This is a genomic window from Cohnella cellulosilytica, assembly GCF_042431195.1.
GTDB classification, from domain to species: Bacteria; Bacillota; Bacilli; order Paenibacillales; family Paenibacillaceae; genus Cohnella; species Cohnella cellulosilytica.
This window is the reverse complement of sequence record NZ_JBHMDN010000021.1, coordinates 118,349-141,805: the sequence shown is the minus strand read 5'-3', so window position 1 is coordinate 141,805 and position 23,457 is coordinate 118,349. Positions and strand designations below refer to the sequence as shown.

Annotated in this window: 18 protein-coding genes; 10 read left to right on the top strand and 8 right to left on the bottom strand. The window is 60.5% G+C overall.

Translation table 11 applies throughout. The features are described from left to right. Positions 1-209: 209 nt before the first annotated feature. Genes ACFFT4_RS17200 through ACFFT4_RS17185 form a run of 4 tightly spaced genes read left to right on the top strand, consistent with a single transcriptional unit; the run spans position 210 to position 4,284 of the window. Positions 210-1,661 carry a spore germination protein gene (locus ACFFT4_RS17200; protein ID WP_378049685.1) on the top strand — a complete coding sequence of 484 codons (1,452 nt, stop codon included), beginning with the start codon at positions 210-212 and terminating at the stop codon, positions 1,659-1,661. 50 nt (positions 1,662-1,711) lie between these two features. Beyond that, the gene (locus ACFFT4_RS17195; protein WP_378049683.1) at positions 1,712-2,935 is read left to right on the top strand and encodes a Ger(x)C family spore germination protein; all 1,224 of its coding nucleotides are present in this window, start codon (positions 1,712-1,714) and stop codon (positions 2,933-2,935) included. Next, positions 2,932-3,159, top strand: a complete 228-nt coding sequence (locus ACFFT4_RS17190) for a hypothetical protein (RefSeq protein WP_378049681.1) — start codon at positions 2,932-2,934, stop codon at positions 3,157-3,159. The genes ACFFT4_RS17195 and ACFFT4_RS17190 overlap by 4 nt, the downstream gene beginning before the upstream one ends. A 30-nt stretch (positions 3,160-3,189) precedes the next feature. Next, complete coding sequence (locus ACFFT4_RS17185; RefSeq protein ID WP_378049680.1) at positions 3,190-4,284, top strand: GerAB/ArcD/ProY family transporter; 1,095 nt, start codon at positions 3,190-3,192, stop codon at positions 4,282-4,284. Between the two features lie 6 nt (positions 4,285-4,290). On the opposite strand, the gene ACFFT4_RS17180 is transcribed toward ACFFT4_RS17185, so the two are convergent. The 3 genes from ACFFT4_RS17180 to ACFFT4_RS17170 all read right to left on the bottom strand — a co-directional run bounded on the left by ACFFT4_RS17180 (position 4,291) and on the right by ACFFT4_RS17170 (position 7,471). Beyond that, positions 4,291-4,749 carry an NUDIX domain-containing protein gene (locus ACFFT4_RS17180; RefSeq protein ID WP_378049678.1) on the bottom strand — a complete coding sequence of 153 codons (459 nt, stop codon included), beginning with the start codon at positions 4,747-4,749 and terminating at the stop codon, positions 4,291-4,293. 79 nt (positions 4,750-4,828) lie between these two features. Beyond that, a complete protein-coding gene (locus ACFFT4_RS17175) occupies positions 4,829-6,424 on the bottom strand; it encodes a helix-turn-helix domain-containing protein (RefSeq protein WP_378049676.1) in 1,596 nt (531 codons plus the stop codon). 30 nt (positions 6,425-6,454) lie between these two features. Beyond that, positions 6,455-7,471: an ABC transporter substrate-binding protein gene (locus ACFFT4_RS17170; RefSeq protein ID WP_378049674.1), complete on the bottom strand. Its 1,017-nt coding sequence runs from the start codon at positions 7,469-7,471 to the stop codon at positions 6,455-6,457. 283 nt (positions 7,472-7,754) lie between these two features. On the opposite strand from ACFFT4_RS17170, the gene ACFFT4_RS17165 reads away from it, so the two are divergent. Then, complete coding sequence (locus ACFFT4_RS17165) at positions 7,755-10,862, top strand: ATP-binding protein (RefSeq protein ID WP_378049672.1); 3,108 nt, start codon at positions 7,755-7,757, stop codon at positions 10,860-10,862. A 135-nt stretch (positions 10,863-10,997) separates the two neighbouring features. Here ACFFT4_RS17165 and ACFFT4_RS17160 read toward each other — a convergent pair whose 3' ends face one another. The 3 genes from ACFFT4_RS17160 to ACFFT4_RS17150 are packed head-to-tail and all read right to left on the bottom strand — an operon-like array spanning position 10,998 to position 14,592. After that, on the bottom strand, positions 10,998-13,124 hold the full coding sequence (locus tag ACFFT4_RS17160; protein WP_378049670.1) for a carbohydrate-binding domain-containing protein: 2,127 nt from the start codon (positions 13,122-13,124) through the stop codon (positions 10,998-11,000). A 41-nt stretch (positions 13,125-13,165) separates the two neighbouring features. After that, a complete protein-coding gene (locus tag ACFFT4_RS17155) occupies positions 13,166-13,846 on the bottom strand; it encodes a DUF4956 domain-containing protein (protein ID WP_378049668.1) in 681 nt (226 codons plus the stop codon). Beyond that, complete coding sequence (locus ACFFT4_RS17150) at positions 13,843-14,592, bottom strand: polyphosphate polymerase domain-containing protein (protein ID WP_378049667.1); 750 nt, start codon at positions 14,590-14,592, stop codon at positions 13,843-13,845. The genes ACFFT4_RS17155 and ACFFT4_RS17150 overlap by 4 nt, the downstream gene beginning before the upstream one ends. A 201-nt stretch (positions 14,593-14,793) precedes the next feature. Between ACFFT4_RS17150 and ACFFT4_RS17145 the strand changes: the two genes are divergently transcribed. Continuing rightward, entirely contained in the window at positions 14,794-15,471 is a 678-nt protein-coding gene (locus ACFFT4_RS17145) for a response regulator transcription factor (RefSeq protein ID WP_378049665.1), read from the top strand. After that, a complete protein-coding gene (locus ACFFT4_RS17140) occupies positions 15,471-16,769 on the top strand; it encodes a sensor histidine kinase (protein WP_378049663.1) in 1,299 nt (432 codons plus the stop codon). Before ACFFT4_RS17145 ends, ACFFT4_RS17140 begins: the two co-directional genes overlap by 1 nt. A gap of 189 nt (positions 16,770-16,958) precedes the next feature. Here ACFFT4_RS17140 and ACFFT4_RS17135 read toward each other — a convergent pair whose 3' ends face one another. Beyond that, positions 16,959-17,327 (bottom strand): DUF4180 domain-containing protein, encoded by a 369-nt coding sequence (locus ACFFT4_RS17135; RefSeq protein ID WP_378049662.1) that lies wholly within the window; start codon positions 17,325-17,327, stop codon positions 16,959-16,961. Positions 17,328-17,460: 133 nt separating this feature from the next. Between ACFFT4_RS17135 and ACFFT4_RS17130 the strand changes: the two genes are divergently transcribed. Then, positions 17,461-20,616, top strand: a complete 3,156-nt coding sequence (locus ACFFT4_RS17130) for an ATP-binding protein (protein WP_378049660.1) — start codon at positions 17,461-17,463, stop codon at positions 20,614-20,616. Further along, positions 20,606-21,022 (top strand): hypothetical protein, encoded by a 417-nt coding sequence (locus tag ACFFT4_RS17125; RefSeq protein WP_378049658.1) that lies wholly within the window; start codon positions 20,606-20,608, stop codon positions 21,020-21,022. The genes ACFFT4_RS17130 and ACFFT4_RS17125 overlap by 11 nt, the downstream gene beginning before the upstream one ends. 327 nt (positions 21,023-21,349) lie before the next feature. On the opposite strand, the gene ACFFT4_RS17120 is transcribed toward ACFFT4_RS17125, so the two are convergent. Beyond that, complete coding sequence (locus ACFFT4_RS17120) at positions 21,350-22,186, bottom strand: helix-turn-helix domain-containing protein (protein ID WP_378049657.1); 837 nt, start codon at positions 22,184-22,186, stop codon at positions 21,350-21,352. Positions 22,187-22,341: 155 nt separating this feature from the next. Between ACFFT4_RS17120 and ACFFT4_RS17115 the strand changes: the two genes are divergently transcribed. Then, positions 22,342-23,457, top strand: a complete 1,116-nt coding sequence (locus ACFFT4_RS17115; protein WP_378049789.1) for a glycoside hydrolase family 88/105 protein — start codon at positions 22,342-22,344, stop codon at positions 23,455-23,457.

The following is a 23,457-nucleotide window of genomic DNA, read 5'->3' as shown; positions in this document are numbered from 1 at the left end:
ATGCAAACAAATCTTTATATAGTACAAATATAATGCAAATCATTCATCATATAGTGCAAACTTTATGTGGCTTATTCACAATATATGGCGGGCGACGGCTTTGGCGGGACGCCGGCCGTCTCCCGCGGCCACATAATTCCCGCCATTTTGGAGAGATTATTCCAGAGCAAATCTTGCGGCTTGTTTCCGCGCCCGGGAGGTCCGTCCCCATGAACGACAGCGAACATCCACCGCGGCGTCCGGACATTCCGGCCGCCCTCGACGATTGCAAGGCGTCCCTGCAGCGGGTGCTGGGCGACTGCCCGGATATCGTGTACCGGAGCATCTCGTTCCAACGGCTTCCGGGCCTGATCGTCTATATCGAGGGCTTGGCCGATCCGCGGCATGTGATCGAAGCCCTTCTCGAAGCCAAGCCCGACGAACGCAAGCCCGCGAAGACTCGTACGTACGAGACGATCCGCAACGAAGTCGTCACGGAAGGCCAGTTGAACGAAGCCGATTCGTTGGAAGAGGTCTGCGCCGATCTGTTGGCCGGCTCGACGATGGTTTACATAGACGGCTCCCGATCCGCCCTGCTCGTCTCCACGAAAAGCCTGAAGCAGAGAGAGGTGCAGGAAGCCACCTCCCAGTCCGTCGTAAGGGGACCGCGCGAAGGCTTCACCGAGGATCTGGCCGACAATATCGCCCTTGTCCGGCGGCGCATCCAGCACCCGTCCCTTCGCATTCGCAGGCTCCGGCTGGGCACGAAAACCCGCACCTTCACGGCGGTCATGTACATGGAGGGCAAAGCGGACCCGGCGGTGCTCCGGGAGCTGTACGCTCGCCTGGACCGCATTAAGCTGGAAAGCGTGCTGGAGAGCAGCTATATCGAGGAGTTCATCCAGGACAAGCGCTACAGCCCGTTTCCGACGGTGTACAATTCGGAGCGCCCCGACGTCATCGCGTCGGCGCTCCTGGAGGGCCGCATCGCCATCCTGGTGGACGGAACTCCGTTTGTCCTTGTCGTGCCCGCTCTGTTTGTGCAATTTTTCCAATCCAGCGAGGATTATTACCAGCGCAGCGATTTCTCCAGCATGGTCAGGCTGTTGAGATATTTTTGCTTCGCGATCTCCTTGCTCACCCCTTCGGTATACGTGGCCATCACGACCTATCATCAGGAGATGATCCCGCCGCCTCTGCTGATCAGCCTGATCGGGCAGCGCGAAGGCATCCCGTTCCCGGCTTTCGTGGAGGCGCTGATTATGGAGGTGACGTTCGAAGTGCTGCGGGAGGCCGGCATTCGCCTGCCCAAGTCGATCGGACAGTCGGTGTCCATCGTGGGAACGCTCGTGATCGGCCAGGCCGCGGTAGAAGCGGGCTTTATTTCCGCGGCCATGGTCATCGTCGTGTCGCTTACGGCGATCGCGAACTTCGCCCTGCCCGCGTTTAACGTCGCCATCTCCATTCGAATGCTGAGGTTCGCCCTTATGGCGGTCGCCGCCGTATTCGGCCTCTTCGGCATCATGATCTCCATGATTCTGCTGGCGCTGCACCTCAGCAGCCTGGAATCGATGGGCGTACCCTATATGTCGTCCCTGGCGCCGTTCAGATGGTCCCGGCAGAAGGATACTTTGCTCCGGCTTCCGCGCTTCGTCCGGCTTGGCCGCTCCGGACGGAACTAGGACGGAACCGGGACGGGAAGGAGACGAACCGGATAAGGAGGCTGAAGTCCGTGGAACACCGGCCGTGCGGCCGCGCATGGAGGTTGTCGGCACTGCTGCTGGCTCTGGCCCTGCTTCTCTCCGGCTGCTGGAGCAGGCGCGAGCTGAACGAGCTCGCCGTGGTCGTCGCGATGGGCGTCGACCTCCATCGAAGCGGCTACAAAGTCACCGCGCAGATCGTGAACTTCAAGGAGGCGAGCAAGAACACCTCTTCCGACGTCATGTCCGTCGTCACCTATCAGGCCATCGGCGAGTCGGTTCCCGAAGCGCTTCAACGCATGCTCGGCGAAGTGCCGCGCCAGCTGTACCTGTCCCATCTGCGCGTGATGGTATTCGGCGAGGCTTTGGCGCGCAGGGGACTGACGGAGGTCTTGGATTTCGTGGCCCGGAACCATCAATTCCGGACCGATTTCCCCATGCTGGTGGCCCATCGCAGCGAAGCGTCCGACGTGCTGAAGGTCGTCACCCCCATCGACAACATCCCGGCCAATTCTCTGTTCTCCTCCATTCTCGTATCCAGCAAGAAGTGGGCGGCGACCGGACGCGTCACGCTCCAGCAGTTCGTTGCCCGGCTCGATCTCGAGGGCTCCGACCCCGTGCTGTCCGGCGTGGAGGTTATCGGCGACAAGACCAAGGGAACCACGGACGCGATCTGGCATACGCTCAAGCCGAACACGCTGCTCCGGCATTCGGGGCTGGCGGTCTTCAAGCGGGACAAGCTCGTCGGCTGGCTGGAGGAGCAGGGAAGCAAGACGGTCAATTACCTCCTCAACGACGTATCCACGACGAATACGACCTTCAAATGCCCGGATGACGAGAAGCGAACGATCAGCATGCAGCTGCAGCGGGTCGAATCGGAAATAGAGGTTGTTCTGCGAGGAGAGGAATTGACGGGCTTTAACGTCCGGGTTCGCGCGGAGGCCAACCTGGATTCCGTCCAATGCCCGATCGATATGGGCAAGCCGGATTCCATCCCGGCGATAGAGCGCAAATTGGAGGAGCGGATCGTGCAGGTGTTCGATCGTCACGTAGGCAAGGTTCAAAAGCAATTCAACGTAGACATCTTCGGATTGGGGGAAGTGCTGCATCGCCGCCACCCGAAAATATGGAAAAAATACAAGCGCGACTGGGACGAGCATTTCAAGGAAACTCCGGTGACCGTTCAGGCAAACGTTAAATTGCGCCGCGTCGGTTCCATCGTCCAGCCGTTGAAGAAGGACATGGTCACCCGATGAACGTCAACTGGCGCATTCTGCTCTTCCTGTTTCTGTTGATCCTGCCCCTGTACGAGAAAGGTTATCTGCGCAGCCTTCGTTCCCGGAAGGACACCGCGCTGTTCTATCTGATCTGGGCGCTGTCGTTGGCCGCCGCCGGGGCGGAGTCGGTCGGGCTTCCGATGCCGCGTCCGTTGGATTGGATCCGCGCGGCCTCCGCTCCGCTCGCCAAGCTGCTGCCGTAAGCTTAAACCCGACTGGACGGTGATCGGTAATTGAAGAGCGAGATCGTGGAATCCCGGCAATTTTTTATTTGGACCTTCGGACTTACGGTCGGCACCTCCGTGCTGGTCATCCCTTCCTCGCTGGCGCTGACCGCGCGGGAAGACGCCTGGATCGGGGCGCTCGTCAGCCTCGCCATCAATCTGCTGATGGTGCTGCTCTACATCGCCATCTCCAGACGATATCCGGACCTGACCTGGTTCGAGATTATGGAGGCGGCGCTCGGCAAGCCGCTTGGCAAGCTCGCCACCTGCTTGTATCTGTTTTATTTTCTGATCCTTGCCGGAACGCTGCTGGGCAATCTCGGCTTTTTCCTGACCAGCGAGATTCTGGTCGACACGCCGATCGAAGCGATACAAGTGCTGTTTCTGGTTGCCGTCGTGTTCGCCGCCCGCCTGGGAATCGCCGTGTTCGCCCGGGTGGGGGAGCTGCTGTTTCCGTGGATCGTGTTTTTCAGCCTGTGCCTGATCCTTGCTCTGCTGCCCCATACGGAGTGGACCTACATTCAGCCTGTGCTCGAAAACGGTTGGGGACCCGTGCTCCGGGCGGGCTTTCACACGGCGATGTTCCAGGAGCTGGTCGTCTTGATGGCGTTTCTGCCCTTGACGAAGGAGCGGAGACGCGCCGAGAGGAGCTATTTCCGGGCGGCCGGACTGGGCGGCCTGCTGCTGACGATCGTCGTGCTGCTCAGCGTGCTCGTCCTGGGCGTCCAGCAGGCCGCCAACAGTACGTTCCCGGCTTACGCGCTGGCCAAGACGATCTTTCTCGGCGAGTTCATTCAGAGAATCGAGGGCGCGCTCATCGCCCTGTGGATTCTCAGCTTTTTCGTCAAAACGATGCTTCTCACGTTCGCCCAGCTGCAGGGACTGAAAACCTTGTTCGGGCTGCGGAGCTACCGCCACCTGATCTATCCTCTTGCGGCTTTGATTTTGATCGTCGCCTGGAATACGTATATCGATTCGGTCTACGTCGCGGAAATCATTCAGAAAGTATGGGCCAATTATTCGTTTGTCCATCTCGTTCTTTTCCCCGTGCTGATTCTGGCCGTCGGATTGTGCAGACGCCAGGGAAGGCGGACCTCGAAATAGAGCGGCCTAACCGACGTCTCCGACGTAACAAGGCTCGCAGACGCCGATGCGGAGCTTCTCCGCCAGCGTGCCCGGGTATACCCGAATTTCGCCGAGCCGGGAGAGCAGGACCCATTCGACGCCCACCTGATGCTCGTCCGGATGAGCGCCGTTGCCCATATCGGCCTCCGGATCGGTCAGGCGGCACCGAAAATAAAATTCGACCTGGTGAACGTCGGCGTCCCATTCCGCGAATTGATGATGTTCTCCGATGTACTCGCGCACGAACAGCAGCTCCTCCACTTCCACCTCCTGCCCGATCTCTTCCTTGCATTCTCTGACGACGGCGTCCTTCAGCTCTTCTCCCTTCTCCTGGCCTCCGCCGGGGAACAGATAAAAATAACCTTCTCCATCCTCGTTCTTGGTCAGCAGCAACCGATCGTTCCGAACAATGACGGCTTTGGCCGAGTTGCGAATAGGTTTCATGGCGGCGACCGCTCCCTTCTGCTTCAGATTCCGAATTTCTACTTGATTATATCCCATTCCGGCCCTGAAGCGACCGCTCTTAACGAAGAAGGGGACCGAGCTCGGCGAGACGACCCAACTGCCAATAAAGCGACGTTGCGTCTATGCCGTGCCAGTCCGGCTCCAGCCTGTGAAACCGATCGTTCCGAATGGCCGGGAGGATGTCCCGGTACACGCGTCCCATGCGCCGGAACGCCTCGCGCGCCGTCTCGTCCTGCACGATGAGGAACATGGCGTCCGCCGCATATTCGGGCAGCCGGTCGAACGGAACGGCGATGCAGCCCTGCCGTCTTTCCCGCTCCGTCCATTCCCGGAACGAAGGAGGCGCGTCGTATCCCAGCGTATCGTAGAAGGCCGGAAAGATCTGCGGAGCGAACAATCGGATCTCGTTCCTCCACATGTAAAACACGGCCGCCGTCCTTCTGCGCTCATCCGGCGCGAGCAGCTTCTCCATCAGCTCTTCTCTCGTCCGTTCATAACGGGTCAGCCATTCCCGCTTCTCCCGCTGCTTGCCCAGCAGGTCTCCCAGCATATGCAAATGCCGGAACGGTCCGATGCCTTCCCATTCCACTTCAATCGTAGGCGCAATCTTGGCGAGCGATTCCAGCAGCTCTCCGTCCGTATAGTCGCCTGCGATAATCAAATCCGGCCGCAGCGAAGCAATCGTTCCGGAAATCCGTTCGTCCCGGTCCAGAATCGCAACGCCGTTCTTATAACCTCCCAGCGGTCCCCAGAGACCGTTCGTCATCATCCCTACCGGCTTGACGCCCAGTGCCAGCAAATCGCCCGCGCACTGCAAAGCGACGATCTGCGGCGATTTGCGCCAATTCCGCATGTAGACGGACGGCGACATGCCCATCTTCTCCTTGAACCGTTTGCCGTAATAGTCGGCGTCCGCATAGCCGGATTTCGCGGCCGCTTCCTTCCAGCGGCCCCCGGACGCGATCAGAGTCCGCACGGAACGAGCGATGCGCAGCCCGGTCAAGTATTCGACGGGGCTCTGTCCCGTCAGCTCGGCGAACGTCCTCGAATAATGACGGACGCTCATGCAGCACGAGCGGGCCAGCCGGTCGACCCGCAACGGTTCGCAATAGCGAGCGTGAATCTCGTCGAGCGTCGCCTCCACCAGCTTGCGCATGCCGGGCATGCGGCCCTTGGGGCAATAATTTCGCTTCATGATCGCCAGCAGCAGGCGCTCGAACCGCAGATGCCGCTCGTACCGCTCGATCGGCCCCCCTGCGGTCGGCTCGCCGCTCAAGTTCTCCAGCTCCTTCGCCGCGTCGACTTCGGCCGGAAGCTCGAGGTACCCCAGGCAAGGGAAGCCCAAAGAAGACGCCTCTTTCGGCGGCAGGCCGACCTCTTCGAAGTCGGCCTCCAGCAGCTCTAGCGTCTCCTCCTCCCCCGCATCGACGAATAAAAGGGAACGAGGGCCGGCCGCGAAGGCCGTCCCTGCTCGTAATCCGTATATTTTCCCGTCCAGGATCAGCCGGCCGTTCCCGGCCAGGCCGACGACAAGGCGATATCGCTCCAGTACCGTTCCGTGTCCGCCCGAGCCGGCGACCAGCGAACATTTCCTTGCCGCCGTCAGGCGATACACGGGATATAAAGCATCTGTTTCTAGTTTCGTATGGGCCATGACGCGGTCCTCCTTGTCCATCGTCGGCGGCTATTCGGCAAGCACTTCTACGGCATTGTTAAGCTGCCATTCCAGCAGCGTCGGCTCGAAGCTGTACCAGTTGGGATCGAGCACGTATACTTTATCCTCCCGGAACGCCGGCACCGTGGACAGAACGTTTTTCTTCAGGTCGGCGAGAAGCTCCTTGCCCAATTCCCCCTCCGCGATAAAAAACATGCGATCCGCCGCGTAATCCGACAGCAGCTCCTTGGATATCGTCTCGGAAGCGAAGTCAGGCTCCGCCGCCAGGCGCTGCTTCATTTTCTCCGTAGGCTCGAAGCCGATATCGTCGTACAGCGTGGAGATGACCTGGGGAGCCAGCACGTTGATCGATGTGCTCCAGGCATAGAAGACGGCGGCCGACTCTCCCGGCTTCACGTAATCCCTCAGCTTCTCCCTCGTTTGCTCCGCAAGCCGCTTGTACGAATCCAGCCACTGCCGCTCCTCGTCGTGACGGTCCAGCAAATCCGCCAGCATCGTCAAGCGGTTCAAATTGTTCGTTTCGGACCATTTCAACAGCACGACGGGCGCAATTTTCTCGAAGGCGTCCATTTGGTCCTGCGTCACGTAATCCGGAGCGATAATCAGGTCCGGCTCGATGCCCGCCAGCTTCTCCAGGTTCGCCGGATATCCGAGATCCTCCGCGCCCTCCATGAATTCGGCGAACGGCGGTAGGAAAAACCGCGGCGAGGTGGCGACGGGCTTGACCCCGAGCGCGTGCAGATATCCCGTAAATTCCAGGGAGACGATCCGCTCGGGCTTAACGGGAACTTCAACCTGCCTGTCGATCGCATCCGTAAAGATTCGAACGGCTGCCGGATCTTCCATCGGTTCGGCGCCGGAACCCGACGGCGATTCGGCGGGCGGCGCGGCAACCGTTGCCACGGGCGGCTTCTCGCTCGGGGCGGAGGAGCCGCTCCCCGCGTTCGTTCCGCCGCAGCCCGCTATCCACAGAAGCATTACCGCCATCAAACCTGCCCAAGTCCGCAATCGCCATCTGTATGTCATTGCCAATCCCCCATCTGTAATAAGAATGATTATTATTATCAATAAGGCCCAGTTTAATCGATTCCCGCCCCTTCATCAACAGACATTTCGGACAGCTTGTGCCGGATTTCAGCCGCTTCCCGTCCGAACCGTCCGCCTTTTACCGATACGGGGACATGGATGAGGCTGACTCTCGAAATTCGCATTAAACTCCGAATGACAGGCAATGATGGTATACTTGTAGAAATGCGAAATCCGGCGGATTTTATATTTTCCGCATCGTGGACAAAGGACGTCGAAGCTCTTGAAAATCGCAACTCTCTCTTTGAAGCGAACCTCGCGCGGGCAGTGGTGGATATTCGCGGGCGTCGCCTTCCTGGCGCTGGCGGCGCTTCGCCTGCTGTGGACCGCCTATTTCATGCCCGGATCTTACGCTCGAGCCGAAGGCGGCGAGCTGGATTTGCGGCAATGGGATTCCCGGGCCGGCCAGCTGATCACGTTGGACGGAGAATGGCTGTTCTATCCGGGGGTCCTGCTTGCCGAAACCCCCGGGGAGAGCGTTTCCGCCGGGGCGGCCGTCGAACCTCCCCTTCTCGTCAACGTGCCCGAAGAATTGCAGCCGGCGCTCGACTCCGCCCCGACTTCCTCCTACGGATACGGCTCTTATCGGCTTCGCCTTCGTCTCGATCCGGGCGGGGACGACGTCTACGCCGTGCGCATTTCGAGCGTTCGATCCGCCTCTGCCGTGTATGTCAACGGCCGACTGGCCGGGCGTTCGGGGATGCCGGCGGCAGACAAATCCGACTATACGCCGAGGAACGTCCCCTACTCAATAACGGTCGTTCCGGACGAGCGCGGGTTCGTCGACCTCGTGGTGCAAGTGGCCAATTACGATTACCGGGAAGGTCTCGGGATCGCCCGTTCGGTCCAATTCGGCACGGAGCGGGCGGCCGCTTCGGATCGTCGGCTGTCCGAAGCGATGCAGCAGATCGTGTTCGTCATCTTCGTCCTTCACGCGTTGTACGCAGCTCTGCTGTACGGGATGGGGTTCAAGGACCGGCGTCTGCTGTATTTGGCGTATGTCCTGCTCGCGCTTACGGCGCTACTGGCCACGAACGGAGACAAGCTGCTGCTGGTCTGGCTGCCTATCGATTATGCGACGGACTACCGGCTTAAGGGCTTCCTGATGGCAACGACCGCCTATGCTTTGCTGCAAAGCCTCGGAGACGCGATGCCGGCGTTCTGGAGAGGCAGGGCCCGCAGGCCGATTCGCCTCGTATTCGCCCTGCTTGCTCTGGCGGTTCTTTTGCCGCTGAGCTTCCTTTTCCGGGTGGAATTCGTCTATACTCTGCTGGTTACCGTCTCGTGCCTGACCGCATTGATCGCCTTCATCCGTTCGAACAGCGGACGCTACTCCGAGGACGTTCATCTCGCCATCATGTCGATGGCGCTGTTTCATGTCGCGGCCTGGGAAATCGCGTACCGCTATCTGGATATCCGGCTGCCGTTCTATCCGATCGATCTGCTGATCGCGGTTCTGGCCTTGTCCATGTCGTGGTTCAAAAAATATTTGCAGGCGATGGCGCAATCCCGCAAGCTTCAATCCGAGCTGCAGGAGGCGGACAAGCGCAAGGACGAGTTTCTGGCCAACACCTCGCACGAGCTTCGCAATCCGCTGCACGGGATATTAAGCATCGCGCAGGGCGTTCTCGACCGGCACAGGAACGCCATGGACGACAAGGAGGTACGGGATCTCGAGCTGATTCTGTCGATCGGACGCCGAATGTCCCACATGCTCGGGGATCTGCTGGATTCCATGATCCTGAAAGAAAACGGCATCCAGCTCGCCCTGCGGCGCCTGTCCCTGCAGCGGGTCGCCGGCAATGTCGCGGAGATGCTGCAATTCATGCTGAAGGGGAAGCCGACGGTCCTGATCAACGAGATCGGCCCGGACTGTCCCGACGTTGAAGCGGATGAGAACCGGCTGACGCAGATCCTCTTTAATCTGCTGCACAACGCGATCAAGTTTACGCCGGAAGGAACGATCTCCGTCCGGGCGGAGCCTCGGGGCGATCGGGTGACGGTCGTTGTCGCCGACACCGGCATCGGCATGGACGAGTCCGCCTTGCGGCGGATCTTCGAGCCTTACGAGCAGGTCGCTCCGGCTTCGCAGAACGGCGGCGGCTTCGGCCTCGGATTGGGCATCAGCAAGCAATTGACCGAGCTGCACGGAAGTGCGCTCGAGGTCGAATCGAAGCCCGGCCGGGGTACGGTATTCCGGTTCAGCCTGCAGCAGGCTTCCCCCCTTCTCGCGGAGCCCGGGGAACCGGCCGATTCGTCTCTGAAAGAAGTGGCCGCTTCCGCGGTAGCCCCGATGCGGACCGGGCATCCCTCTTCCGGCAGCGGCGGAGGATCGGAGGAGCCCGCGGCGGAAACGGTCATTCTGGCGGTGGACGACGATCCGGTCAACCTGGTCGCGCTCGCGAACATCCTGGGCCCCGGCTACGAGATCGTCGGAGCGACCAGCGGACGGGAGGCGTTGGAGAAGCTGGACGACCGGCGCTGGGATCTGGTCATCGCCGACGTCATGATGCCGGTGCTGTCCGGTTACGAGCTGACGCTGCTTATTCGCGAGCGCTTTAACGTCTACGAGCTGCCGATTCTGCTGCTGACGGCCAAGAACAGACCGGAGGATATCGAAGCGGGCCTGCTCTCGGGGGCCAACGATTACGCGGTCAAGCCGGTGAACGCCATCGAGTTCAGAGCCCGGGTCCGCGCGCTTACCGGACTTAGAAGGCTGGTCAACCAGCGCTTCAACATCGAGGCCGCGCTGCTTCAGGCCCAGATCAAGCCGCATTTTATCCTGAACACGTTAACGGCGGTAACCGCCCTCAGCGAGCTTGACAACAGCCGGATGAGATCGCTTATTCACGACTTCTCCAACTACTTGCGGGCCAGCTTCAATATTCGGAACTCGGCGGACAACATCAGTCTGAAAAACGAGCTGGAGCTGGTTCGCTATTATCTGAACGTCGAGCAGGAACGGTTCGGTTCGCGCTTGACCGTCGTGTGGAAGGCGGACGAGACGATTCCGGTCAAGCTGCCGCCGCTGCTGATCCAGCCGTTGGTCGAAAATGCCGTCCTGCACGGGATTTTGAAGAAAAACGCGGGAGGAACGGTCACGATCGAAGTCGCCGCACGCGAAGAACGGGTCGACATCGCCGTTACCGACGACGGCATCGGCATGAGCGAGGAGCGCATCGACGCTTTGCTGCGCGGGGAGGGCTCGGCCGGAATCGGCTTAAGGAACACCAACCTGCGGCTCAGGCAGAACTACGGGAGAAGCCTGGAAATCCGCAGCAAGCCCGGACACGGCACCACGGTATCGTTCAGCATCGACCGCCGGCCATAAGAAGAAGGACCGGACAAGCTCCCGGTCCTTCTTCATGATTTGCCGCTAACGCCGTGCGGTTAGAACGGCGGACGGGCTGCGCCGGGGGCTTCCGCGGCCCCGCTCGCCGAAGCCATTAAGCTCTCATGCGCCCCCTCAAGGCGTCCTCTCGCCGCGGCTTCCCCCGCCGGTTCCCGATCCGGGTCTCATGCCGCCCCGGCCGCCTCCCATGCCCATGCCCGTGCTGCCGGTCGTAACGCCGGATTCGTTCAGATAGGTCACCGCGCCGTCTCCGAGCGTAAATCCGACAACCTCGGTGCCGCCTGCCGTCGTCCCGCTCTCGTAGAAGCCGTCGACGCCGTTCCCGTCGTTCGTTCCGCCCGCGGACAACGTATAGTTCTCTCCCGATTGCAGCGCCGGAGTCGAGATCAGCAGAGTCTGGAATGTCTTCGTCGGAGCGAACGCCGCCACCGTCTGACCGCTCGCGTCTCTAAGCGTCACCAGCGTGCCCGCTTCCTGCGTCTGCGGGAAGGTCATCATGATCGAGCGCTGCGTCGAGCCGTCCTCGGACGGCGCCTGCGCCATACCCGCGCTGCCCGCCGCGATCAGCGTTCCTCCGACATGCTCGAACGTCCCGTCGTAATCCAGCGCCCCGTTGCCGCTGTTCGTAGGTCCGTTAACGAGCACTGTGCCCCCGCTCATCCGGATCGAGCCATTGGAGTCGAGTCCGTCGCCGCCCGCGTCCACCGTCAAGTAGCCGCCGGAAATATCCAGGAGGAGCCCGTTGTTCGCCGCCTGGCCTCCGCCTCCGAAGCCGCCCGGCTCGCCGCCGCTTCCGTCCGATACGTTCACGCCGTCGTCGCTGGCAATTACGCGGATTTCGCCGCCGGAGACGGCAATGCTCGCGCTCTCCAGTCCTTCGTAGCTGCTCGTAATGTCGATCGTTCCGCCTTCGATGGCCAGAGCGGCGTCGGCGTGGATCGCATCGTCTCCGGTCGCCAAGCTTAGCCGACCTCCCGTAATCCGCACGCTCGTATTGCTGTGGACGGCGTCGTCGGCCGCGTCGATCTCGAACGTCCCGCCCGCAACGACGAGAGGGCCGGCCGCCTTAAGCCCTTTGGCGCTGGTCGATTCCGTCTCCTCGGTGCCCGCCGTATTCGCGGCCTCCGGATTTTCCGTCGCCGCAATATCCGACGCCGGAGCGTTCCGCGTACGGGCGCTTGCCGCTTCGCCGTCCGGCGGGGTGCCGCCCTCCGGTCTCTCCATGCCTTCGGGAGGCTGGCCGAAGCCCTGCCCTTCGCCGGACCATTGGCCCCGACCGCCGAAGCCGCCGCCCGGCATCTCCTCGGCATGCGTCTTCGTCGAAGCGGCATGCCCGCCTCCGGCGACAAGGCCGAACGTCCCGTCGGCGATATAGAGCGAAGCCGCGGATTGCAGCGCATCGTTCGCCGATCGAATATCGAACCTGCCGCCCTCCACGACGATCTCTCCCTTGCCCTCGTCGGTGTCGTTCGTCGACTTGATGCCGTCCCCGCCCGCTTCGATCGAGAGGTCGCCGTCCTTCACCGCGACCAGATCCTTGCCGACCAGCCCGTCGTCCGCGGCCGTCACGATCAAGGTGCCGCTCACGATTTTCAGATCGTCCTTGGAGGTGATGCCGTCATTGAAATTGCCGTTCACGCTCAGCTTGCCCGTGCCGTTGATCGTCAGATCGGCTTTGCTGAACAAAGCGGCCGTAGGCGCGTCGTCGGACGTATCCGCATAGACGGCCGCGTCAGTCAGGCCGTTCTCCGTGCCCTCCTGCAAGGTCACGACGACTTTGCCCGCCTCGACCAGATGGATCGCCGTGCCGGACTTGCTCGTCACGTCCGCTCCGTTCAGCACCAGATGCACGACCTTGTCCGGAGCGTTCACGACAATCCGGCCATCCTCCAGCTTGCCGCTCAGCACGTAATCTCCGGCGGCCGAGATCGTTACGACCCCGTCCGCGGCCTCGGCTCCCGACCCGGTTACGGTCGCCGACGAACCGTTCAGCGCAATCGTCGTCGCGCTGTCCGCGCTCCACTCCGTCCGCGTATCGTCCTCGTCGTACTTCGCCGAAGCGACCGCCCCCTCTCCGGCGGCCTGAACGCCTGCGGTTGACGTCGCCGCCGCGCTTGCCCCCGCGGCGGCGGAGGAAGAAGCGGATGCCGGCGCTCCTTCCGAAGCGGAGCTGCAGCCCGCCGCCAGCATCGCGGACAGGAGAACAACGGCGATGAGCTTGGTTTTATTGCGATGGTTCATGCGAATCCCTCTTTTCTATTCGTTATAATGGCGATGCGAATTCAATATTCCTGCGTCACGGGACTCATCGTCAGCGTAATGTCGAGATTGCCGTTGCGCGTGCGCACCGCGTCCAGCAGCGCCTTCTGGTCGGCGTCCGGCGGGAGCTGGACCGCGTACATGACCTCGTACAGACTGCCCAGCTCGGTCGTGCGCACCCTTTTCAACTCGTAAGCGACCTTGAACCTTCTGAATACTTCATCGAACGCTTCCTCGTACCCCAGATTTTCCGGAATCGTGATCTTCAGCGTCTTGACCGGGGACTTGACGGCGCCGAATTGCAGCCCCTTCAGCACGAACATCAGCCCGCACAGCCCGATCGTGAACAGAGCGGCATATCCGAACGCGCCGACTCCGCAAGCCAGCCCCGCCGCCATGGAGAACAGAACGTACGAAATATCCTTGGAGTCTCCCGGCGCGCTGCGGAACCGGATAATCGAGAACGCTCCCGCCAGGCTGAACGCCCGGGCGATGTTGCTGCCGATCAACAGAATGATGATCGCGACGATCGTCGGCAGCACCATCATCGTCAGCGTGAAGCTGGGCGAATAGCCCGTCTGCGTCTTCCTGTAGGTCCAACTGATGATCCCGCCCAGCACGATCGCGATGCCGAACGTAAGCAGCGCTTGCGGCAGGGTCAGCGTCGTGTCGGACGCCAGCGAACCAAACCAATTTTCGATCATAGCACGATTCTCTCCCTTGCCGGTTCCGTCCGTTCGGCGTACCGGATCGATTTCTTGTATTCGTTGCCGTATTTGCTGAAGCTCGTGCGGTACATGCCCAGCTCCGACAGCAGCTTGGCGAGCCACACCGGCACCGTCTTCTCGGCCTTGACCTCCATCAGCCACTGACCCTTGTCCAGAAGCTGCTCGCCGTAATCTCCGGACTCCAGCTTCAGATCGCGACGCCTGGAGCGGATATTCGTGTCGAACGTGATGCGCAAATCGCGATTGCCCTTGCAGAACATGGCGATCCGGTCGTAAGCCAGATACGTCATCGGACGCAGCTCGTACCGCGACAGGAAATATTCGATCTCGGCCACGACCTGCTTGTTCATGCCTTCGCGACAGGCCGGCGGCCTGCCCGTCCGGATGAACCCGTACGCCTCGTCCAACCTCATCGCCGACCGCCGCTTGTTGACGAGCCCGAACACCTTTTTCTTCAGCTCCACGTACACCTTGGCGTCCGATTCCGGCACGCCGTAGGCCCGGATGCGCAGCTTTTCCCGATACTTGGGCTTGGAGAGGCTGTCGCGGATCAGCGTGTGACGGTCGGTGTCATAGTAGAGATTGCTGATGGAGTAGAACCTATCGTTGCGGTTGTAAGCGTCGAGCTCCATATATTCCATCAGACGATTGTAGATGCCGTAGAAGGCCTTCGTATCCATGAGATACTTGTTTTCATAACGGTTGAACACTTCGATCGCCATATGCGGCTCTCCCTTCTTCGTCGTCTCTTGTTCGGTCCTGCCCTGTCTGTAGCTTAGAACGGGAACCTTTAGCGAAACTTAAATTGTTAACGCGGTGTAAAATCTTTTCTCCGGGACGTTCGGGAATGTTAGGATTAAGGTTGGTTAAAGGTTTTCTTCCTACAATAAAAGCAACACGCGAAGGAAAGGGGCGGGGCGCCCGTGAGAATATTGATCGTGGAAGACGAAGTGAACCTGGCCGAGGCGCTGACGCAAATCCTGAAGAAGATGAACTATTCGGTAGACGCCGTCCACGACGGCCAATCCGGGCTGGACAACGCGCTGAGCGGCATATACGATCTGCTGCTGCTCGACATCATGCTGCCGGAGCTGGACGGGATTACGCTGCTGAAGACGATTCGCGCGCAGGGCGTAGCCACGCCGGTCATCATGCTGACCGCCAAGGGCGAGACGGACGATAAAATCGCGGGGCTGGACTACGGAGCGGACGATTATATCGCCAAGCCGTTCGCGACGGGCGAGCTGCTCGCCCGCATCCGCGCGGCGCTCAGACGCAAGGGCGAGGTCGTTCCGGAGGACGCGCTGCGGTTTGCGGACATCGAGCTGAACACCTCCACCCTGAAGCTGGTCTGCAAGGGCAAGGAGCTGAAGCTGATTTTGAAGGAAAGCGAGCTGCTGGAGCTGCTGATTGCGAGGAAGCAGGCGGTGACGTCCAAGGAGCAGATCATCGAGAAGCTGTGGGGCTTCGACTCGGAGGCGGAGCATAATAACGTCGAGGTCTATGTGTCGTTCCTGAGAAAAAAACTGGCATTCCTGAACGCTTCCGTGCGCATCTCTACGATTCGGGGCGTCGGCTACGTATTGGAGGCGGCGGACTGATGTTTACGAGACTGCGCAACCGGTTTCTGCTGATGAATCTGGTCATTATTACCGTCATCATGTTTGTGGCCTTCGCTTCGATCTATGTCATTACCTATCAGAACGTCAAACGCGACATCGAGATGGAGCTGCACCGCGTTTCGGAGTTTTACCGCAAGGCGAACGAAGGACCCGGACGAGGCGGAGATTGGAAGGGGGCACCGGATCAGCCGCTCCAGGACGAGGCCGGAGGCGTGCCGCCGATGTTCGAAGGAGGCGCGCAGGAGTTCTCCCCTCCCGAACGTTCCGTCTCCTTCGCGCTTAGAACGGACGCGCAGGGGAGGCTGCTCGGCGTGGATTCCCGCTTCGGGATGGAGGACGAGTTCTACGAGTCGGCCGCGGACAAAGCCGTCTCCAAGACGCCGCGCGGCGGGCGCTTTACGCTGGACGGAACCCGGTGGGCCTACAGCGCGCAGCCCGAATCGGACGGCTACCTGATCGTCTATATGGACGTGACCGCGCAGCAGAAAATTTTGACCAACCTGATCTACACGTTCGCCGCCGTCGCCCTCGTCATGCTGGCCGTTATCTACGCGACCAGCCGCTATTTCGCCAACCGGTCCATCGCTCCGGTTCGGGAAGCGTTCGACAAGCAGAAGCGGTTCATCGCCGACGCCTCCCATGAGCTCAAGACGCCTCTGGCCGTCATCCAGACGAACGCGGACGTTCTGCTGGCGAACGAGACGGAGACGATCGGCGAGCAAGCCAAGTGGCTGCACCGGATCAAGTCGGAGACCGAGCGCATGAAGACGCTGACGAACGACCTGCTGTATTTGACACAGATGGACGATTCGCGGGCCGAGACGCTTCACGTGCCGTTTAACGTCAGCGAAGCGGTCGAGAGCGTCGTTCTCGCGATGGAGGCCGTCATCTTCGAGCGTTCGCTGGCACTCGACTACGAGGTCGAGCCCGGTCTGACCGCGACGGGCAGCGCCGAGCAGATCAAGCAGGTCGTCATGATTCTGCTGGACAACGCGATCAAATACAATCGCGCCGACGGAACGATCGGCTTAACTCTGCGGCGGCACCACGGCCATATCCAGCTTACGGTAACGAATACCGGCCCGGGCATCCCGGCCGAGCATCTGAACAAAATATTCGATCGCTTCTATCGCACGGACGCGTCCCGTTCGCGCAAGCAAGGAGGTTACGGGCTCGGCCTCGCCATCGCGAAGTCGATCGTGGAGCAGCATCGGGCGAAAATCGCCGTCAGAAGCGTTCCCGGAGAAACAACCTCGTTTACCGTGCAGCTGGGCTAGCCGCAACCTATCGACATGTGCGGACGTCTAATGGCGTAGTCGTTGTTAACAAGAGAAGATTGCGCCATTAGGATAAAAAACCAACGGCCGCTCTGCTTGCGGCGACGCTGGCGCTGCTGCCCGGCTTGAGCGGCCATGAAGGCCGAAGAGATTTCTTATACCATTCTTTCATCTTAAGCCGTTCGCCCGCTACTTCATGCCGTGCAGCGCTTCGAGCGCGCCGGCCTCGTCCGGCAGGAAGAAAAACTGCTTGCCGCGATTGCTCTCATAAATAAAATCGCGCAGACTCTTGCTCGCATAGCCGGAGAAATCTCCCGCGATCGCCAGCTTAACCCCGTAGTTGGCGTACTTCTGGAGAATCTCTCCGGCCAGCCGCGTGCTCAAGTCGAAGAACGTCTCGGAGACGTTCGCCTTGCGGAGCAATATTTTGAAGCAGCCGGTTTGATACTGCACGGTCGCCATCAGATCCAGAGCATCCTGAACCTCTGCGACCAGCACCTCCCCGCTCTCTACGACCGCCACCTCAGAGCTTCCTTTTTTGTCGATTCGTACGTTCATCTCTCGCCCTCCTTTTTATGGTCATGGCCGTCTTGCCCGCCACAAATTCTCTCTATTGTAACATTCTTCCGGCCTGACAGGATTACTGCAAATTGTGTCGAAATAAATGAATATGATGAAAAAGAGTCGAATTTTGATCCTGATCCTGCTATTCCTATCCGTGCTCACGGGGTTCCGGCTCCTGTGGCTGCACTTTAACTCGATCGATTCCCCTCCCGTCGCGACGAAGGGCGTGTTGGACCTGCGCGATTGGCAGGAGCTCCGCGACCATTCCCTGCCGCTGAACGGAGAATGGGAGTTCTATCCCGGCGCGTTCCTGTACGGGGACGGGCGCTCCTCGTCGGATGCGCTCCCCTCCGCCCGAACGATTCGGGTTCCCGGGAATTGGACGTTCGAGGATCGGCCATTCGGCAATCTTCGATTCGGCTACGGCACCTACCGGTTAAAAATTCTGGTTCCTGCCGACCCGGGCCGCGCTTACGGGGTTCGGATTTCCAGCGTCCACAGTTCATCCGCCGTTTATCTCGACGGGCAGCTTCTCGGCCAATCCGGCCAGCCTGCCGCGAACAAAGCGGAATACGAGCCCCGCGACACGCCCTATACCGCTTTCTTCGCCGCGTCGGACAACGGCGAGATCGAGCTTGTCGTTCAAGCCGCCAATTTCGATCATTTTCGCATAGGCGGGATCGCAAGGTCGATCCAGTTCGGCCAGGAGAGCGTGCTGAGACACGATCTGGGCTTCTTCAGGGACATGGCTTGGGTGGCCTGCGTCGCTTACGCCATTCACGTTCTGTACGGCTTTATCCTGTATCTGGTCGGGGGGCGGGACAAGAAGCTTCTCTACTTCTCTTTGATGATTCTATGCATCATCATCGCCACGCTGATGGACGGGGAGAGACTGCTGCTCACTTGGGTGGATTTGCCGCCGGTATTTGTCTATAAATTCGTCTACGTAGTGATGCTGGCCGGCGGCTTTTCCCTGTACCAGCTGTTCTCCGCAAGGCTTCCGCGATGGCTGCTGGGCCTTGTATCGCGCATCTATTTGCTGGCTTGCGGCTTCTCGCTCGTTTTTGTCCTGCTGCTGCCGCTGCCCGTGGTCATGTCGCTGGAGCCTCTGTATCTCGTCCTGATGCTTTATCCGTGCCTGACTTTGCCGTTTGTCCTGTACCGGTCGACGGCCAGAATCGATACCAACAACGTATTTTTGCTGCTGGCGGCCATTGCGTCGATTACGAGTCTCGTGTGGCTGATCTTCCTTACCGCCGCCGGAATCGAGATGGTCTCGTACCCCTTCGATCTGATCGTCGCGATGATCTGTTTCTCCGCCTTCTGGTTCAAACGGTTTTTCCGGCTGTCGGAGGCGGCCCATCGTCTCTCCGCTTCGCTGAGAGCGGCGAACAAGCAGAAGGACGATTTTCTGGCCACCGTCGCGCACGAGCTGCGCAACCCGCTTCATGGCATGATCAACCTATCGGAATCGATCGCGATGAGAGAACGCGGGCGCATCTCGCGGGTCAGCGCGGAGGACCTCGGACTTCTGTCGAAGGTCGGGCGCAGAATGTCCTATATTTTGAACGATCTGCTGGATATGGCGCGCTTGAAGGAAAACCGGATTCGGCTGGTCCTCGCGGACGTGTCCGCCCACGGGGCCGCCTCCAGCGTCATCGATGCGCTGCGCTTCATGACGGAGGGCAAACCGATCCGGTTGATCAACCGGATTCCGGCCGATTTCCCGCTCGTACGGGCCGACGAAAATCGGCTCAACCAAATTCTGTTTAATCTTCTGCACAACGCCATAAAATATTCCGATGCCGGCGAGGTGTCGGTCGAAGCGAAGCTTCTGGAAAACCGCGCGATCTTCACCGTCGCGGACGACGGCGTCGGGATCAAGGCCGAACATTTGGGCCGGATTTTCGAGCCCTATGTGCAAGCGCTGGAAAATGCGGCGGACTCCAGAGGCGGCTTCGGACTCGGGCTCGGCATCAGCAGAAGGCTCGTCGAGCTGCACGGCAGCCAGCTGTCGGTTCGTTCGAAACCGAACGAGGGCTCCAGGTTTTCATTTACTCTGCAGCTTTCCGCTCGCGGAACGGTTGCGGAGGCGGTTGAGCGGCCCTTTGCGGAGTCGGCCGCCGAGCCGTTAGCGGAGCCGGAAACCCCGCCCGCCGCAAATCCGGTCCGGAGGCCGTCCTCCGTCGCTGCGACAACCGCTCCCGCTGCCAAGGACGGTCCGGCGGACGACCCCCGTATGCCGTATCCTTATTCGGAGCCGGCGGAGCCCCGCAGATCGCCGGAGCGGTTCCGGCTGTTGGCCGTCGACGACGATCCCGTGAACCTGAACGTGCTCAAGACGATCCTCTCGGACGAGCGCTGCGAAGTGGTCACCGCGAACGACGGCCAGGAAGCGCTTCGGCTAATCGACACCGGCAGCTGGGACCTCGTCCTGTCGGACGTGACGATGCCCCTTATGTCCGGCTACGAGCTGACCGCGCGGATTCGGGAGCGTTTCTCCGTCGCGGAGCTTCCCGTGCTCCTGCTGACGGCGCGAGATCGGCATGAGGACAAGGAAGCCGGCTTCCTGGCCGGCGCGAACGACTATGTCGCCAAGCCGGTGAACGCCACGGAGCTGCGCATGCGGGTGCAATCGCTGACCAATCTGAAAAGGGCGGTGAACGACCGCTTGAGGATGGAAGCCGCCCTGCTTCAGGCTCGGATCAAGCCGCATTTCATGATCAATACGTTTAACTCGGTATCGGCACTGAGCAAGATCGATATCGACCAGATGGACGAATTGATCGGAGAGTTGACCCATTATTACCGGCTCGGGATCGACCTGGTCAACTCCGACCAGGCGATGCCGCTCGAGCGCGAGCTTAATCTGGTCCGCTCCTATCTGGCGATCCAGAAAAAACGTTTCGAGGACAGGCTCCGGATCGTCTGGGAAGCAGACGACAACGTCCGGATCGACATCCCGCCCCTGACGATCCAGCCGCTTGTGGAAAACGCGGTGACGCACGGAGTTCTGAAACGGACCGCGGGCGGAGAGGTCCGAATCCGGGTCGCCGACCTCGGAGGCTCCGTCGAGATCGAAGTGTCCGACGACGGCGTCGGAATCGGCGAAGATCGATTGCCGGGGCTGCTGGTCAGAAATCCCGACGGCGTTGCCGGGAGCAGCCTGATCAACACGGATCGCAGATTAAAGCAATTTGGAAGCAGCGGCCTGCGCATCGAGAGCCGCGCCGGTCAGGGAACGAAGGTGTCGTTCACGGTCGCGAAGGAGGGTGCGGACTGACCGTCCGGGAGGGCGCTTCACACGCCAGTTCGGGCGGCCGGCTGTCTTTAACGGTCCGGGAGACCACTACACGCGCCAATTCGGGCGGTCGGCTGTCTTTAACGGTCTGGGAGACCGCTACACGCGCCAATTCGGGTGGTCGGCTGCCTTTAACGGTCTGGCTGACCGCTACACCTGCCAATTCGGGTGGTCGGCTGTCTTTAACGGTCCGGGAGACCGCTACATGCGCCAGTTCGGGAGGTCGGCCGCCTTTAACGGTCCGGGAGACCGTTACGCACGCCAATTCGGGCGGTCGGCTGCCTTTAACGGTCTCGCTGACCGCTACATGCGCCATTCGGGCGGCCGGCTGCCTTTAACGGTCCGGCTGACCTTACGCACGCCAATTCGGGCGGCCGGCTGTCTTTAACGGTCTGGGAGACCGCTACACGCGCCAATTCGGGTGGCCGGCTGTCTTTAACGGTCCGGGAGACCGCTACACCTGCCAATTCGGGCGGCCGGCTGCCTTTAACGGTCCGGGAGACCGTTACGCACGCCAATTCGGGTGGTCGGCTGTCTTTAACGGTCCGGGAGACCGCTACACGCGCCAATTCGGGTGGCCGGCTGCCTTTAACGGTCCGGTTGACCGTTACGCACGCCAATTCGGGCGACCGGCTGCCTTTAACGGTCCGGGAGACCGTTACGCACGCCAATTCGGGCATCTTGGCCGATTCCATCAGGCCTTGGAGGCTTCCGGTTATTTTCCTTTCCGGTAATGCAGCGGCGCATGGCCGGTGACGGCCTTGAACACGCGTCCGAAATGCGTCACGCTGCCGAATCCGACCTTCCTCGCAATCGTCCCGGCCTTGAGCGCGGACTGCTCCAGCAGCTTTTTCGCTTCCTTCACCCGCACGCTGTTCACATACTCCACAAACGTAAATCCCGTCGCTTCCTTGAAGAATCGGCTCAAATAATACGGGCTGACATAGAATCGCTCCGCCACCCGCTGCAGCGACAATTCCTGCATGTAGTGGGCATTGAGATAACGAACGACCTCCGAGATCCGCTCATGCATCGGACTCGGGGCCGCCATCGGCTCCGCGCTCTGCTCTCCGATGCGCCGACAGCAGCGAACGATCAGCTGTTGCGCCAGCGTTCGGGCGTACAGCTCGAATCCCGGCCTGCGCTCCCGCACTTCCTGCCGAATGCCGTCCGCCAGCGCATCGATCGCCGCCCGTTCATGCAGAGGAGTCCGCACGACAACGTACGCGGTCTCATACAGCGGCTGCAGCGCATCCCGGCCGACCCTATCCCCGCTGTCCAGCAAGTCCGGATGAATGTTGACGATCAGCCGCTCGTGCTCGGGCTTGGCCGCATTCGTCGTCCGATGCAAAATGTCGGGCGCGACAATGACGACATCGCCCTCCCGCATAACGATTGTCCGATCCTCGATGAAGAACGTCCGCTCGCCGGATATCAAGAAATAAACCTCATATGTACTGTGAAAATGACTGGCCGGCATGTGATGGCTTTGCGCCTGTCGGTGAGAGACCTGGAATGTCCCCTCGAAGTTCCCGTAATTCAGCTCCCCCATCCTCACTCCGCCTTTTCGCGACTCCCGCTTTTCTTTTCATTTTAGCGGCGCCGCTCCCGTTTTCGCAAGATATAAGAAGTATTTCGGATTTTCCGCAATTAATGTACGTTTTACGATGCTACAATAGGGCCCAAAGAGGAGGGAGGGCATTGATGATGACCCAACAACAGGTTCAAAAGGCCGCGGCTCCGCTCGATTGGGCGGAACGGGCGTGCGAAGCGCTGATGGCCCGGTTCGAGCCGGAGGCGCTGCCGCCGGACCGGTTCCATTATCACCAAGGTGTGTTCTTGTCCGGTATGGAGAAAACGTGGCGGCTGACGAACAAAGATGCTTACTTCGCCTATATCAAACGCTGGGTGGACAGCCATATGCAGCCGGACGGCGCCATCCGCAGCTTCCATCCCGATGAGCTGGACGACATCCAGCCGGGGGTGCTGCTGTTCGGCTTGTACGAGCGGACGGGAGACGATCGCTATCGGCAGGCGCTGTACAACCTCGTCCCGCTGCTGAAAAAGTGGAAAACCAATCCGTCCGGCGGATTCTGGCACAAAGAGCATTACCCGAATCAGATGTGGCTCGACAGCATGTACATGGGCGGACCGATCGCCGTCCAATTCGGCAAGACGTTCGGCGAGCGGGACTACTTCGACTTGATGGCCTATCAGGCGATACTGATGGCCAAGCGAACGAAAGACCCGGTTACCGGTCTTATGTACCACGGATGGGACGAGTCGAGGGAAGCGTCCTGGGCCGATCCCGAGACGGGCCTCGCGCCGGAATTCTGGGGCCGCGCCATCGGCTGGTACCCGGTCGCCCTGCTCGAGATGCTGGAACATATGCCGCAGGACCATAAGGATGCGCCCGAGCTCGTCGTCATCCTCCGCGAGCTGCTGATTGCGCTTGTCCGCTACCAGGACGAAGCGACCGGCTTGTGGTATCAGGTCGTCGACAAGGGCGACCGGGCGGACAACTGGCTGGAAACCTCCTGCTCCTGCCTGTACGTCCAAGCCATTGCCAAAGCCGTGCGCTTCGGTTATCTGGACGCGAAATACATGGAGAACGCCTGGAAGGGGTACCGCGGCGTCATCGACACACTGACGTTCGACGAGAACGGCCGTGTCGTCATCGGCGGCATTTGCGTCGGCACCGGTATCGGCGACTACGCTCACTACGTCGCTCGCCCAACGAGCGCGAACGATCTGCACGGCGCAGGCGCGTTTATCCTGATGTGCGCCGAGATGAGCCTCGCGGAACTTAATCGGGGGATTTGA